Below are 14,231 nucleotides of genomic sequence, written 5' to 3'. Positions count from 1 at the left end.
GCCGGCTACGGCATAGCCCGCTTACCGCGGGAATCGCCGCAGACGCTCCGGATCCAAGCGATCTCCTTCGACAAGTAACGGAAAGGATCGTTCCCGAACCATTCCAGGGAAAGGGACGGGACGCCGTTATCGCCGTTCAGATGAGCAAGAATCTCCCTGTAATCGACCGCCCCTTCCGCCAGCGGAACCATGCCTTCTCGGGTTCCGCCGGGCGAATAGACGTTATCCGGTTCGAAAACGGAGAGCTCCCCGCGGCTGCGGATATTTTTGCAATGGAAATGGGCGGTCCAGGGCCGAAGACGGCGAAAGGCATCGGGCAAAGGATCGCCGGCCTCCCATAGGTGCAGGAAATCGAGATTGATCGACAGATACGGATGCTGGACATCGCGGATCAAACGTAACGCGGAATCCAGGCAATCCGCCAATGTACCCGGATGGGTCTCGATCACGGTTCGGATGCCATGTTCAGATGCCGTCTGCGCAAGCTGCCTTAATCGCCGCGTTCCGAGCGTCCAGTCGCTTTCAAGGGCTGCCTTGCTCGATTTGTTACCGGCAAATATGCGAATTTTATCCGTCTCGAACAGCCTTGCCAACGACAGCAGCCGATTCCATTCCTTCTCCGTCTCCGCATAGGCGGTATCCGTGCCGGCCAGCAGTTGGACGTAACCGCTGATCATGGCAATCTCGATCCCTCTGCGCCGCATGCTCCTGACGGCTCTCGCCCCTTGCAGCGGCATGCTGCGGGCGATCGCGGCCGCATGGACGCTCCACAGCTCGATGCCCGAGAAGCCGGTCCGCTGGGCAAAATCAAGCAATTCGTTAAACGAAGCCAGTTCATGGCGGAAGGAGATCGTGCATAGATTAATTCTCATTCGGCAGCAGCTCCTTCGCAGCCAGATATTCAAGAAGCCGGATTTCCGCCCGCTCCACGGTTTCCAATTGCCGCCGGATGATCTCGGCCAGTCCGGCAACGGCAGAACGGGAGCCGATCTTCACGAGTTGCATGTTGATATTCATCCACGCGCGTACGACTTCACCGATCATAACGTTGCCTTCCGCGCGCTCTTCCTCCGATAAGAGGCCGGTATCCACGTAGCTTTGCCAGACAAGCGTGCGCATTCTGCTAATCGCCGACAAGGCAATGTTATTGCGGTCCGTCCAAGACCGTCGATTCGCGGCTTCCCATCCCATGCTGTCGGCAACGTCGGCGCGGAAGCGCTCGAATGCCTTCGCGCCGCTCTTCCGATACGCCGCCAGATTAGCCGCCGACGCCCTGCGGAAGGAGTCCCTTTCCTCCGGGCGTCGGTAATCGGCATCGAACCTCAGTCGGCAATATACGAATTCCCCGGACCGAACGCTTGCTTCAGCTAGTTCATCTGCTGTTATAAGCCCCGTGAAGCCTGCCACGGGATCGGTCACATGGAAGCTGTCGTGAAGACCGCTCCGGCCGTACAGCAGGACGCAATGGTAAAATCCGGCCGATTCGAACCCCAGCATCGATTCGGGGAAAAAACGGAGCTTGGAGGCTTTGCACAGGATGATCGCCATATCTCCCCCATCCAGCAAATCGTTAAGAGATTCCAATGATCCCGAGGTCATGCCCGTTTGAATGCCGTATTCGTAGGCAAGATCGATCCACTTCATATTTCTTACGGACATCAGCATGCCGTCATAATAGCCGATGTGCCAATACCCGAGCAGGAAGTAACGGGGGTTAAAGCCTCGGATATCCAACGCGGACACGATACACGAAGCAGCGCATTCGAGCGCCGCAAGCCGGACGGGACCGTCGGTCCGAACAGCATTCTGGATCACGCGCTTACCTCCTCGGAAGTCGTTTTGCGACGCTCATGGAACTCTGCTGACGAAAGGCTGGCACTTCCCGCTGACGGGATGGGGGTTAATCTTCTCCACCCGTTCGATCGCGATAGCTAGCTCGTCCGTAAGCAGGCATTGCTTCAACAGTAGCTCCAGCTTGCGCGCCGCTTCTCGTAGGTCCTCCCCGCGGATCGGATCGGCGACGACGCAAAGCTTGAATGAAGCGTAGGACTCCTGGATCAGTTGGAACTGCTTCATCCCCAGTTCCCCGGCAAGCGATTGATAGAACCGGTCCAGGAATCTCAGCACGGAGGCATTGACTTCCTTGCCCGGCAGCTTGATTTGCGATTGCCGCATCGGCAGCAATTCGAGAATAGGACCCTGTTGTCCCCTCTCGGGCCGAACGCGTCCCAGGTCGCCCGTCCGATAACGCAGGAAGGGCAGGCTTCTCAGGACGAAGGACGTGACGATCAGCTCGCCCGTCTCTCCTTCCGGAACCGGACATCCGGTAAGGGGGTCCAGTACCTCGACGTATACGAACCGCTCATCGACTTCCAGTTCGCCGGCGCGGTTCGTAAACGCGATCATCCAAATTTCTTCCATTCCGTAATAATCAAGCAGGGGAACGCCGAAGATACGCTCGATTTCCCGCTTCTGGGCAGGCTGGACATACTCCCCCCAATTTTGCACGCAGACTAAGGAAGAAGGGATTGCAAGCTCTCTCTTCTCGAAATAGGAAGCCAGCTCGTACAAGCCCGAGCACCGACCTTGAATCAGATGAGGCGATTGGCTCGTGATCCGGTTCGCATACAGCGTGACCATCCTCGGATCGGCGAACAAAGAGTTGCCCAGCAACAACGCGCGATGTTTCAACGGCAATCCCCACTGCAATCTACTCCTCTGAATCGCCATGGACAGCGCAAGCTGCTCTTCCTTCGTCTTGATGCAGCGGAAAGGCGTGCCCGTGCTTCCGGAAGTATGCGTCACGATAATAGCGGAGCCTTCCGCAGGCCGTTCGAGCCGCTCCCGGTTGTCGTTGATCGTCATCTTGTCTAGGATGGGAAGATCCTCGAACCGGATGGCCGATCCTCTCATATGGCCGTAATACGGATATTGCTCCGCGGCTTCGCAGGCCAGCCGGTCCAACCGTTGTCGCAACGCCGCGGCAATCAAGACGAGATCCTGCACTGCACGAAATGAACGACCGAGTTCACCGTGCGGAATACGCTTGGTTGCAAATCCTCCGCGTCCGTCTCGAAATCGAACCTTTGCTCCAGCAACGTCAATAATTCTAGGACATGCAGCGAATCCAGCTGCAGATCGTTCAGCAACGAGTCGTCCAGCCCGATTTCCCCTGGATTCCGCTTGACCAGCTGTCCCATGATTTCAATAACCGTCTGTTCCAGCCGCGATTGATCCGTTTCGTAAGTCATCATTTCTCTCCTTTGCCATGAGTTGAATCGCCGTCCTATCCGGCTTTCCCGACTGCGTCCGGGGAAGCTCCCGGACGATGATAATTTCCTTCGGCCGTCCCGCGGCCGTAAACCGGTTAAGGCAATAGGCATGCAGCTGCGCAACCATATTTCGCTCGTCCTCTACCGGATGTTGGTCCGGAATGACGAAAGCGATCGGACGATAGCCGGATATTTCATCCGGCATTCCCGTTACCGCCGACTCCCGGACGGCCGGATGGGAGAGCAACGCTTTCTCCAGCATCTCGGGATGGAACAGATGTCCTGCCACGTTAAAGGCGTTGTCCGTTCTTCCGGTAAGGAAGAGAAAGCCGTCGCCGTCCATGTAACCCCGGTCCATCGTCCTCAATCCACCGGAAGTCAGCACGTTCGCCGTTCGCCGCTCGTCATCGTAATACCCGAGCATCACGTTCGGTCCGTTGACGACGATCTCTCCCTCTTCTCCGGGCGCGGCCGGCATACCTTCACGGTAAACCGCAATCGTTACGCCGGGAATGGCCAATCCCGCGGATGCGGATTTGGAAGCCAGCTGCCCCGCCGGGAGGCAGGTTACGCGAGGAGAAGCTTCCGTTAGGCCGTAGCAGGGCATAATCTCGACCTTCGGCAGCCTCATCTGCAGCTGCAGGAGCGTCTCCGGCGGCATCGCCGCGCCGACGACGATCAGCTTCGTTAAGCTTTGCAGATCCTGCTCGTCCCATTTGCCCGACTTGGCGAGCGGCAGCAGGACGGCGGGCACCGTGCACAGGAACGTAGGCCGCGAGCGCTTGATCTCGAGCACTAGCTGAAGCGGATGCAGCAATCCGGGAGCCAGCGCGATCTGCATGCCGGCATGCAAAGCCAACAGCCATTCGCCGGTTACGGTCGAGCTATAGCCGAACGACTTGGTGATCAGAACGGTATCCTCATCCGTCAGACGCAGGCTGGCTTGGATGGATGCCATATTGGATAATAGGTTGCTTTCGGATAACAGGATCCCTTTCGGTTTGCCCGTAGATCCCGAGGACATGAACACGACGGCCGTCTCTTCCGGCGGGGTGTACACGCGTTCTCGCCTTCTGAAGCCCGGCCTAATCGAAGCCTCCATCCCTTCGCCGGCTTCGCCCGTTATCCCGTCCACGATAATCGTCCCTTGTCCCGCTTCGCGGGCAATTCCTTCAGACCTCAACACTTCATCCAGGCGTGCGGAAGAGGTCAACAGCACTTCGGCTTCCAACTTCCCGAGCACGTCCGCGACTTGCTCCGCGCTCGAATTGCCGTGAAGCGGAACCGGTATTCCGTTCGCCAGTACGATCGCCATGAATGCCATGTAACATTCGGGCGACGGCTCCATCCAGATCGCCGCGATAAATCTCGGTCTCTGTCCCAGCCGACCTAACGCCGCGGACAGCTTGCCCGCTTCCGCGAACAAGTCGGCATAACTGATGAATTCCGCTTCCCCGTAACGGAATCCGCGATCAGGGCGAGCGGTCTGCTCGAACAACCCGACTAACGCGCCCCCCTTCATACCGACACCTGCCGCTGTCCATCCCGATCTTGAGCGGCATACTCTTCATCGGCTAGCCTCTGCCGATGAAGCAGCTCCAGGTAAGCTGCCGTGCCGCGACTAACCAACTCCTTGTGGTTGCCCGAATCGACGATCCGACCTTGATCCATGACGTAGATCGTATCGGCGTTCTCGACCGTTTGCAGTCTGTGCGTCGATATCAACGTTATTTTTCCATCCATCAACCGGGTTAAAGTACGCAAGACGCTATCTTCCGTAGAGCGGTCCAAAGCCGAGGTCGGTTCATCCAGTATGAGCACGTCCGGCTGCTGCAAGATGACCCGAGCGATGGCCACCCTCTGACGTTGCCCGCCGGACAGCTGTGCCCCCCGATGCCCGACTTGCGTATGAATTCCTTCCGGAAGCCCGTCGATCAACGTCTTCAAATCCGCCTGGATGGCCGCTTCATAGATCTCGTCATCGGTGGCGTCCAACCGTCCGATGGCGATATTCTCGCCGATCGTTCCCGCGAACAGGAAGCTTTCTTGGAAGACGACGCCGACGCGGCGAGTCAGAAAGTCGCGCGACCAGTCCGTATCCGGGATGCCCCCCAGACGAATCGTCCCCGCCGATATCGGCATGAATCCGAGTATCGCCCGGAACAGCGTGCTTTTGCCCGACCCGCTTCTACCGACGAAAGCCGCGGTTTCGCCGAGCTTGACCCGGAAGCCGATATCTCGCAATATCGCATGCTCCCCATAGGTCACATCCAAGCCGTCCGCATCTACGTCGGGATAGAAATCCTCCTCATCTTTTACCGAACCGACCGCTTGAACGACCGTCTCTTCCGGCGTGCCGAGAAACTCTTCGATCCTTCGCATGGATACCTCGGCCGCCTGAAGCTCGCCTACGAAATGGTTCATGGCTTGGACGGGGGCCAACGCGTTGTTCAAATATTGGACAAGCGCGACGAGCATCCCGATGGTCATCGTGCCGTCCAGCACCCGACCGGAGCCAATGCCGTATAGCAACAATACGATTCCGCTTACGGCGAGCGAGCCGGAGTTGCCGGACAGCATCCGATACAGAGTATCCTTGACGCTAGCCTTAACGAGATTCCGGTACATTTTCTCATTGCGGTCCTTCTCCCATTGCTCCAAGCCGTGAACCCGGATTTCCCTTGAACCCTCGATACTCTCGTACAGATGAGTGCCGATCTCTTCGTTGTGCGTTCTCACATGGCCGGTGTTGCGGGCGATCGCCTTGCGGAACAGGCGCGGTATCGCCAGAAGAACGGGTATAAAAGCGAAGGCCGCGATACCCAACTGCCAGTCGATATAAAAAATAATAGAGAGCGCAAACAGAAGCGAGTACCACTGGGACGCCAATTCCATCACGACATGATTAAGAAAGTTGCCCATCGTCGCGGTGTCCATTCCCATTAAAGCCGTGTACTTGCCCGCTCCTTGCCGTTCGATTTCCGTCATGGGAATTCGTCGCAAGCGGGCCAGGATCACTTCCCGCAAATCGAGCGTATGCCGAATGCCAAGATAGCGGAACAATCCGGCTTGGAACGAGCCGAGCGCGGCCGATCCAAGCGCGAATCCGCCGGATGCGGCAAGCAGAGGGACAAGCCACGCGTCCTCCCCATCGATCAGCAACTTGTCGATCAATAACAGGAACACGTAAGGCTGCAGCAGGTGGAACGTCAGATTTACGAATACGCTCGCGTAGGCGAGAATCGTCAAGTGCCATCGGATCCGAACGTAAGGCATCAGCCGTCTGAACAATCTAATACTCTGCATAGGCAATCCTCCCCGCATAGTGCCCGATAATCGGCCGGACCGCCGGCATCCAGTCATGGAGCGGCATTACCGATTGACCTGACAGGATTTCGAACAATGGGCGATCCAGAAAAGGCAGCCGGTGCAAATTTTCCATTCGATACAGCGACGTTAGCTCGGAGAGCTTCCGGTTCATCAGGCCGGAAACATCCGGTTGCTTCATTGAAGTTCCGGCAGCCGCTTCCGATCGGGCGACCTCCGCCATAATGGAAGGAAATACGGAACGGTAATCGAACGATTCCGCTCGCTCCGCGGCCCTCATGGATAATTTCCCCCGCAGTGCCTCATCCTCCAGCACCCGAAGCGCGGCATCCGAGGCTTGCTCCTCGTCGACTAACGGTGATTGTTCTTCCCAGTTGCAATCGATCAGATAGCCATCCTCGCCATGCGCGACAACGTCCCGAAAACCGTTCCAATTGGAGCTAATCGCCGGCATGCCCCAGCGCTTGGCTTCGATTAAGTTATATCCGAAGGTTTCTCCGGGGTCCGTCGAGAGATTAAGCAGCAGATCGGACCGCCGAAGCAGCCGCTCCTTCGCCTCGCCTTCGACCGGCCCGATGAAGGCAACGCTCCCGTCCAGGCCAAGCCGTCCGACGAGACCGAGCAGCAAGCTTCTGTACCGCTCGATCTGAGCTTGATCCGTCCCCGTATAATCGCCTGCGATCGTCAGTTCCGTTTCCGGCAGCCGGTTTCGGATTCTGGCGAATACCCTCAGCAGGCAATCGATATTCTTAACGTCCTCCAGCCTGCCGATGGAGAGCAATTGCTTGCCCCCGCGCTCGGCGATTGCCGATCCGATCTCCGATCGATCCAGAGTCTCCGTGCATAGAGGAATCAAGCGAGCCATGCCGAATCGATCGGAAATGCGGTGCAATGCCGTCTTGCATGCGGCCGAAGAACAGAGGAGCACGTCCCTTCCGTTCAGGAAAGGGGCGATGGAGAGCCATTGCCGCAGCCAGAATTCGGAAGCAACCGAATGCGCGATGAACAGAAAGCCCAGATCGATGCCCGCACGAGCCCTTCCCATCAGCAAATATGGAACGAGAGCCGGGACGTTCATATAAATCGTGCGTAGCCCCGTCTGCTCGCTAAGATCGCCGAGTTCATCGGACAGCCGATCCAGGGATGCCGGAAAATCGCGTTGGAAACGTTCGATCGATCCCCCCAGCATCCGAAATAATCGCAGCGGCTGTATCGGCTCAAGATCGGCATGTTCGCCCAGATAGCGCACCCACTGGCTGTCGATCGCGCGCTCGTTCAGCCGCTTCGCGGTACCGGCCGAATATCCGATGCGCAGTCCCTTATATGATGGATTCAAGACGCGCCGCCTCCCATTTCCCGAAGAGCCCCCACAGGCGACGCTTAACCTCGTATTCGAGCTCCGCGATCTGACTCAGCTTGACTCGCGCGTCGGCGAGCTTCTCATGCTTGCCCAATACGCCAAGGCGTACGACGGTTAGCACGAAATTTTCCCATTTCGCCATCAATTGCTCCAGCAATAGAAGCAGTTCCTTCGGGTCGCATCCGCCCTGATCCGCGAAAAACCCCGCAACAAGCCCGAACCCTTTCCACCTCTTGGCGACGATGCCGACTTGTCCTATCGTGGCGAACAGCGTATCGACGGAATAACCGGGCGATCCGTCCGCGATATGACGCAAATAAGCATCCACGACCGTCACGAGTTGGCTCGCGTCCATGGAAAATTGCTCCCGAAACATTCGCGCGATGTTTTCCGGCTCCGGCTCTCGCAGCCTAAGACCGTCTACGGTTACTCCCGCGCTCAGACGCTCGCAGGTGAGCGCATCGAACAGTACGGAATTCGGCACCTCCCCCTCCCACTCGAAGAAAGGATCCCTGACGAACCAATGACCGTCATCCCCGCGGCGGACGATAACGATATGCGGAAGGTGCTTCAGCTTGTAGCAGATCGCCGAATGGGGCATGTAAAAGAGATCAACCAACGTAATGACCGTTCTGAATCGTTCCGTGCCTTCGCACTCTTGTTCCAGCTGCCGGAAATGGTCTTCCTTGCTCGCGGAAGCGTCATTCCAGCGTATAATGCCGTTTCCGTACATCCTTTCGAACTGCACAAACTCCGTATCCGGATCGATAGTCTCGGAGTAATAAGCAAACCCGTTCTCATCCGCAATGAAAGGCGCATTCCAAACCCCGATATAGGCCGGGCGATCGTCGAAATTCGTTTCGGTCCGCACCGCAAGAGCAAGACAATCCAGCAAGCAATGGATCGGCGGTTTGCTCATCGGGAGGTCACCGTCCGTTTGCCATAGATGCGGTCGGCGATTTGATTCAGCGTGCCGAAGCGGTCGACCGCAAGCTCGTCGCCCGGGAACGTGACCTTGAACTCCTGCTCGATGCGCACGATCAGGTTGATGAACACGATTGAATCGACTCCCGCCTCATGAATGGATGCATCGGGTTGCAGCTTATCCGCCAGCTCGGGATTGTCGACCAGTTCCGCGATTTTGCTTCTCAGATCCTGCATGATGTGGTTTCGATTCCTAACGCTCATCATTAGCCTCCTTTTACTTGCGATTCGCCCCGGACTGCGCGAATTCGAGCGCTTCCTTCAGATGCATGGCGACATAAGCGACGGCTTCCTCGTTCATCCCGATATGAATGGGTAGCGACAGGATTCGCTCCGCGCAAAATTCCGCGACCGGGAAGTCGCCGCGTCGGTAACCCAGATGCCTGAAAGCGGGCAGCAGATGGACGGGCAGCGGATACTGGACCGCGGTCAGAATGCCTTTCTTCTGAAGCCATCTCCGCGCTTCGTCTCTGCTCCCTATCGGGACGCGGATAACATAGAGGTGATAGACATGGCTCTCGTCGCCTCGATGCGCGGGCAGCACGACTTCGGGAATCCCGCCAAGATAATGCTCGTACAACCCGGCTACGCGCCTCCTATGTTCGGACCATTCGTCCAACCGGCGCAGCTTCATGCTAAGCGCCAGCGCCTGTATCGCGTCAAGACGGCTGTTGTAGCCCGGAATCTCGTGCGTGTATCTCGTTTCCCCGCCATGATTACGCAGCTTGCGGATTTCCGACAACAGGGCCATGTCCGAAGCGACGACCGCGCCGCCATCGCCGAGCGCGCCCAGATTTTTATCCGGATAGAAGCTGAAGCAGCCCGCCGCACCCATAGACCCGGCCGGTTTGCCGTTTAATCTGGCGCCGGCCGCTTGCGCGCTGTCTTCGATAACCGCTATCCCTTTCCCGTCGGCCCAGGATAGCCATTGTTCAACGTCAACCATTTGCCCATACAGATGGACGGGGATGACGGCCTTCGTGCGCGGGGTCACCCTGTCCTTCATCTGCTGGGAATCGATCAAGTAGCTGTCGGGATCGCAGTCGACCAGGACGGGAGTCGCTCCCGTATGATGGATGGCTTCGACGGTTGCCACGAAGGTGTTGGTTGCCGTAATCACTTCGTCTCCGGGACCGATCCCGAGCGCTTTCAAAGCCAAGAAGATGGCGTCCGTTCCATTCCCGACCCCTGCCGCTCCGGCCGTGCCCGAGTAACGGGCAAAAGCCGATTCGAATTCCTGCACCGCTTGTCCGCCGACGAATACGCCTCGCGCGGCCAATTCGCCGACCGCGGCCAACCATTGCTCGCGTATTTCTTCAAATTCCAACTGAGGCGCCGCGAACAGGATCCCCATACCGAACCTCCTTTTTATTCTCGGCGGCCAATCGGATAGCATCCAATACGCGCAAACCGTCGATCGCCTCGTCCAGCGTCACTTCCAACTGCCCTTCGCCCGCGAGCTTCCGCGCGAACGAAGAATAAATGCGTTTAACGCCGTCCAGATCCCGCCGATATGTTCCGACGGCGGATTGCGGCTCCACCGGGATCGCGGATTTGCCCGCCAAGTGGATCGTCGCCTCGTTTCCGCCCGTAACCTGAAGCGTACCGAGCTCACCGCCGACGATCCAAAGCGGGTTCTGGGCATGCGAACCGAAATGAATGTCCATCGACAGCAGAATGCCGTTATCCAGCACGATCCGGGCTAACGCGCAATCTTCCGCATCCCCCCGCTTCCATCGCAGCCGATGGGCCGAGGCTTCAATCGATTGCCATCGTCCGAGCTTCAGCTGCAGCAGCTGATCGACCAGATGAACGCCCCAATCCATGAGCGCACCCCCGCCGTAAGCGGTTTCATTTCTCCAGCCCGGATGAAAGGATTGCACGCCGAACGACGCGCCGGACCCGAATTGGTGGCAGCGCCGCTCGACGAATTGAATAGGCCCGAGCTTGCCGCCGTCCATGACCTCCCGAACCAGCCGGAGATCGTCGTCGAATCGCTTGTTGTGAAACACGGTAACGTGTTTCCCTCTTTCCGCCGCCAATTTCTTCAGTTCAATCGCTTCTGCCGCACGGAGAGTTACCGGTTTCTCTATCAGTACGTGCTTGCCGCTCTTCAGAGCTTCGGCTGCGATGCTATAATGGCTTCCGGGCGGCGTGGCGATTAAGATAGCTTCCGCATCGCTCGCCAGCAATTCCTCCAGCCGATCGTACGCGGCCAATCCCCGTTTCTCCGCGAGAGCGCGCCGCTGCGGAGTCACATCGAAGATTCCGCATATGCTGAATTCGTCCATCTTGCCAAGCAGGGGAAGATGGGTCAGTTCCACGATTCTCCCGAAGCCCGCAATGCCCAGGCGGATCGTTCTCATCGCTCGCCCGCCCCGACTCCTTGCAAGCGAAGAATGAACCCGGTTAACGATCCGACCGTTTCGAATACGGCCGGATCGACTTCCTCCTCGGGAATCGATACTTCGAAGACTTCCTCGATATAGACGGCAAGCTGCAATACCATGATCGAATCCAGATTCAAATCCTCGTAGAGCCTGAGCTCTTGTTCCAGACGGTCGGGTACGGCTACGTCCAGATCCTCCGAGATGATCTTGCGCAATCCCTCTGCAATGGCTTGTCTATCCATCATTGTCATTCCTCTCGTTGCCGGATAAACCTCCGGCTGATTTTACCCGAAGCTGGACGCGGAATTTCGTCGACAAACCGTACCTCGTAAGGCACTTTGTACCCAGCCAGGCGCCGCGAACAATACTCCCGGATCGTTTCCTTGCCCACGCCGCCGTCCGCGACGATCATCGCGCTCACGGCTTCGCCCCATACGGGATGCCGCATTCCGTAGACGACAACCTCCTTTACGCCTTGCATGCCGCCAATGACTTTCTCGATCTCCGCCGGCATGACCTTCTGCCCGGACACGTTGATCAGATCGTCCAATCTCCCCAGCACGTGCAAGCGACCTTCCCGCGAAAGATTCCCCGAGTCTCCCGTTCTGATGACGCGAGCGCCGGCCCGTACGACGATCTCCCGGGTTTCGTCTTGTTCCTCCAAGGCGACGGATAAATGGGATAAGGGCTGTCCTGTATCTTCGGGCGCGGAAGGATGGGAGCCAAGAGAGATACAGCCGCTTTCCGAACAGCCGTACTGCTGCCATACTTCCCCGGCGCGCGTCTTCATCCGTTCTAGCAAAGCTTCCGTTAACGGTGCTCCGGAGCTGACGACTTTACGGTATCGCACTTCTCCTTTGCTCAAGGATTCCAGCAGTTGATAGATAAAAGGAACCGCATAAACGATAGAATCCGAATTCTCTCGAATGTGGCGAAGAGCGGACTTCGGATTATTCAACTGAACGACGTGCGGGGATGCGCCACGCGCCAGTCCTGCCATCACCCCTGCAATTAACCCGTAAGAATGGGAAACCGGGACGAATAGGAGGGGAGGCTCTCCGCCCGAAGGCGCCAGTCTGCGGTTATAGCTCTCGATCTCGAGCTCGACATCCGTCCACGGCCTGACTATAAGCTTCGGTTCACCTGTCGTTCCCGAGCTAAACTGGCATAGAGCGGGTTCTAACGCCCGACTCTGCTCGTCCGAACTCCCTTCGAGACGTACAGCCTGCAAGGGCATTCCGAATAATAAGGCGATGCAACCCGCTTTAGCCGCAATTCCGAGAGCCGTCTCATAAGGAGTATCGCCGTGCAGCAGCAGTACCGATGCGTGGCTCTTCCTCAAGTATGTCACTGCAGCAAGCACATCCATAGGATGCCGGAACAGAACCGCGTATCGCTTCCCTTCGGGAGAACGGCAAACCTCCGATTGCCGCAAGTCGCTTATTCGCTTGATAAGCTCTGCCTGACCAAACTCGGTTTCATCCACTCGAAGCGCAAACTCGATTATCATCCACCTCCTTTTTCTCCCATTCTAGGACGTTCAACCAGTCATCACAATTCATGATTCTTCAGAATCTAGTAACATATTCAGCAATCGTCGATCCGCGAAAATCGCTTGCAGTTGGTTAACCCTATTAACTTTCATGTGCTAAATGATTATGCAAAAAAAGGTACAGTCCCTCAACAAATAGGAGGAGGCTGTACCTTAATAAACGGCCGCTTTATTTACCAATATTAAACCAACCTGGCGCTGCTTGAATAACATTCCATAGTTTTTCTGGAATATTAAGCTGATCGAGTTTCGAAACGTTCAACTCGGAAGCGATCTCGGCTTCACGTCCATTTGCGACCTTTTCAACCCAATCGGGGTTCATAATTAACGCATGACCTATCGCGAATAGCGGCAATCCTAATTCCATAGCTTTAAGCGCATCATCTGGTGTTATCATGGAACCAGCAGCCAACACAGGTGCCTTACCGTTTGCTCTTTCAACAATCAATTCAAGCCGTGTTTTTTCATCTTGACTATCTACTGGCTTTGAAAGCACATGATCTAATGAAGCATGTATATAATCTAAATCCTGTTCAACAAGCCGATCAATTAATTCATACGTGTCTTTCATGCGTAATCCGTCCACTTTGGAGGATTCTTCAGGGGAAAATCGGTATCCTAAAATGAATGGTTTTGTAGCATGTTTTTCAATGACCTTTTTGATTTCTTCAATAATTGCCGATGGAAAACGCAAACGATTTTCAAGTGTTCCTCCCCATTGGTCCGTTCGTTGATTGGTCGCTGGCGACCAGAAATTTTGAATTAAAAATCCATGAGCCCCATGAATTTCGACGCCATCAAATCCAGCTTCAATCGCTCGTCTTGTTGTGTCGCCGAAAGCACGTATAATCGACAAGATTTCCTCATGTGATAGCCCTCTTGTTACTACGCTTGGACCAAAAGGAGTATCTTCGGCTTGCAATGCACTCGCACTAACTGCATCCAATCCAGGCAAGGCTTTATTACCCGCATGAAAAATCTGTAGTATCGCAGGTGAGCCTCCACTTTTCGCTGCATCAGCTAATTTTCGTAAACTTGGAGTAAATTCATCATTGTATCCGGCAAATTCATTCGTAAAACCTTGCCCATTAGGTGTAACATGAGTACACCCTGTTATGACGAGTCCTACTCCATTTACTCTTTGAGCATAATACTTTACCTCGTCATCCGAAATGGTAAGGTCGTCATTACCTGACCAGGTTGTCATAGGCGCCATAACGATTCTATTCTTAATAGTTATTCCGCTTCTGAATGTGAAGGATTCAAATAAGCTACTGTATTTGGGATTCATTTCTTAACCTCTCTCTTAAATATTTTTCTAATGTTGAAAGTTTGTCTGACTTCTT

The 14,231-nt window shown here is 55.9% G+C and carries 14 protein-coding genes; all 14 read right to left on the bottom strand.

What is annotated here, in order from left to right; translation table 11 throughout:
• Positions 1-5: 5 nt before the first annotated feature.
• The 14 genes from ACFPPD_RS10445 to ACFPPD_RS10380 all read right to left on the bottom strand — a co-directional run bounded on the left by ACFPPD_RS10445 (position 6) and on the right by ACFPPD_RS10380 (position 14,176).
• Entirely contained in the window at positions 6-872 is an 867-nt protein-coding gene (locus ACFPPD_RS10445) for a sugar phosphate isomerase/epimerase family protein (RefSeq protein WP_209748841.1), read from the bottom strand.
• The gene (locus ACFPPD_RS10440; protein ID WP_209748840.1) at positions 862-1,815 is read right to left on the bottom strand and encodes a hypothetical protein; all 954 of its coding nucleotides are present in this window, start codon (positions 1,813-1,815) and stop codon (positions 862-864) included. Before ACFPPD_RS10440 ends, ACFPPD_RS10445 begins: the two co-directional genes overlap by 11 nt.
• A 33-nt stretch (positions 1,816-1,848) precedes the next feature.
• Positions 1,849-2,991 (bottom strand): AMP-binding protein, encoded by a 1,143-nt coding sequence (locus ACFPPD_RS10435; protein ID WP_209748839.1) that lies wholly within the window; start codon positions 2,989-2,991, stop codon positions 1,849-1,851.
• On the bottom strand, positions 2,988-3,251 hold the full coding sequence (locus ACFPPD_RS10430; protein ID WP_209748838.1) for an acyl carrier protein: 264 nt from the start codon (positions 3,249-3,251) through the stop codon (positions 2,988-2,990). The genes ACFPPD_RS10435 and ACFPPD_RS10430 overlap by 4 nt, the downstream gene beginning before the upstream one ends.
• A complete protein-coding gene (locus ACFPPD_RS10425) occupies positions 3,205-4,794 on the bottom strand; it encodes a class I adenylate-forming enzyme family protein (protein ID WP_209748837.1) in 1,590 nt (529 codons plus the stop codon). Before ACFPPD_RS10425 ends, ACFPPD_RS10430 begins: the two co-directional genes overlap by 47 nt.
• Positions 4,791-6,578 (bottom strand): ABC transporter ATP-binding protein, encoded by a 1,788-nt coding sequence (locus ACFPPD_RS10420; RefSeq protein ID WP_209748836.1) that lies wholly within the window; start codon positions 6,576-6,578, stop codon positions 4,791-4,793. Before ACFPPD_RS10420 ends, ACFPPD_RS10425 begins: the two co-directional genes overlap by 4 nt.
• Positions 6,565-7,935, bottom strand: coding sequence for a glycosyltransferase (locus ACFPPD_RS10415; RefSeq protein ID WP_209748835.1), 1,371 nt, complete (start codon positions 7,933-7,935; stop codon positions 6,565-6,567). Before ACFPPD_RS10415 ends, ACFPPD_RS10420 begins: the two co-directional genes overlap by 14 nt.
• Positions 7,919-8,878: a DUF6005 family protein gene (locus ACFPPD_RS10410; RefSeq protein WP_209748834.1), complete on the bottom strand. Its 960-nt coding sequence runs from the start codon at positions 8,876-8,878 to the stop codon at positions 7,919-7,921. The genes ACFPPD_RS10415 and ACFPPD_RS10410 overlap by 17 nt, the downstream gene beginning before the upstream one ends.
• Entirely contained in the window at positions 8,875-9,147 is a 273-nt protein-coding gene (locus ACFPPD_RS10405) for an acyl carrier protein (RefSeq protein ID WP_209748833.1), read from the bottom strand. The genes ACFPPD_RS10410 and ACFPPD_RS10405 overlap by 4 nt, the downstream gene beginning before the upstream one ends.
• A 13-nt stretch (positions 9,148-9,160) precedes the next feature.
• Positions 9,161-10,297, bottom strand: coding sequence for a DegT/DnrJ/EryC1/StrS family aminotransferase (locus ACFPPD_RS10400; protein ID WP_209748832.1), 1,137 nt, complete (start codon positions 10,295-10,297; stop codon positions 9,161-9,163).
• A complete protein-coding gene (locus ACFPPD_RS10395) occupies positions 10,260-11,309 on the bottom strand; it encodes a Gfo/Idh/MocA family protein (protein ID WP_209748831.1) in 1,050 nt (349 codons plus the stop codon). Before ACFPPD_RS10395 ends, ACFPPD_RS10400 begins: the two co-directional genes overlap by 38 nt.
• Complete coding sequence (locus tag ACFPPD_RS10390) at positions 11,306-11,578, bottom strand: phosphopantetheine-binding protein (protein WP_209748830.1); 273 nt, start codon at positions 11,576-11,578, stop codon at positions 11,306-11,308. The genes ACFPPD_RS10395 and ACFPPD_RS10390 overlap by 4 nt, the downstream gene beginning before the upstream one ends.
• 2 nt (positions 11,579-11,580) lie before the next feature.
• Positions 11,581-12,843: an AMP-binding protein gene (locus ACFPPD_RS10385; protein WP_209748829.1), complete on the bottom strand. Its 1,263-nt coding sequence runs from the start codon at positions 12,841-12,843 to the stop codon at positions 11,581-11,583.
• Positions 12,844-13,054: 211 nt separating this feature from the next.
• On the bottom strand, positions 13,055-14,176 hold the full coding sequence (locus ACFPPD_RS10380) for an NADH-dependent flavin oxidoreductase (RefSeq protein WP_209748828.1): 1,122 nt from the start codon (positions 14,174-14,176) through the stop codon (positions 13,055-13,057).
• Positions 14,177-14,231: the final 55 nt, after the last annotated feature.

Origin of the sequence: Cohnella suwonensis (assembly GCF_042655365.1) — a bacterium.
GTDB classification, from domain to species: Bacteria; Bacillota; Bacilli; order Paenibacillales; family Paenibacillaceae; genus Cohnella; species Cohnella suwonensis.
The sequence above is the reverse complement of the archived record's forward strand: the minus strand, read 5'-3'. Positions and strand labels throughout refer to the sequence as shown.

What these genes read in the sequence shown, in the direction of transcription:
- ACFPPD_RS10445 (WP_209748841.1), bottom strand. Translation starts at nt 872, where the DNA reads ATGAGAATTAATCTATGCACGATCTCCTTCCGCCATGAACTGGCTTCG.
- ACFPPD_RS10430 (WP_209748838.1), bottom strand. Translation starts at nt 3,251, where the DNA reads ATGACTTACGAAACGGATCAATCGCGGCTGGAACAGACGGTTATTGAA.
- ACFPPD_RS10425 (WP_209748837.1), bottom strand. Translation starts at nt 4,794, where the DNA reads ATGAAGGGGGGCGCGTTAGTCGGGTTGTTCGAGCAGACCGCTCGCCCT.
- ACFPPD_RS10420 (WP_209748836.1), bottom strand. Translation starts at nt 6,578, where the DNA reads ATGCAGAGTATTAGATTGTTCAGACGGCTGATGCCTTACGTTCGGATC.
- ACFPPD_RS10410 (WP_209748834.1), bottom strand. Translation starts at nt 8,878, where the DNA reads ATGAGCAAACCGCCGATCCATTGCTTGCTGGATTGTCTTGCTCTTGCG.
- ACFPPD_RS10405 (WP_209748833.1), bottom strand. Translation starts at nt 9,147, where the DNA reads ATGAGCGTTAGGAATCGAAACCACATCATGCAGGATCTGAGAAGCAAA.
- ACFPPD_RS10400 (WP_209748832.1), bottom strand. Translation starts at nt 10,297, where the DNA reads ATGGGGATCCTGTTCGCGGCGCCTCAGTTGGAATTTGAAGAAATACGC.
- ACFPPD_RS10395 (WP_209748831.1), bottom strand. Translation starts at nt 11,309, where the DNA reads ATGAGAACGATCCGCCTGGGCATTGCGGGCTTCGGGAGAATCGTGGAA.
- ACFPPD_RS10390 (WP_209748830.1), bottom strand. Translation starts at nt 11,578, where the DNA reads ATGATGGATAGACAAGCCATTGCAGAGGGATTGCGCAAGATCATCTCG.
- ACFPPD_RS10385 (WP_209748829.1), bottom strand. Translation starts at nt 12,843, where the DNA reads ATGATAATCGAGTTTGCGCTTCGAGTGGATGAAACCGAGTTTGGTCAG.
- ACFPPD_RS10380 (WP_209748828.1), bottom strand. Translation starts at nt 14,176, where the DNA reads ATGAATCCCAAATACAGTAGCTTATTTGAATCCTTCACATTCAGAAGC.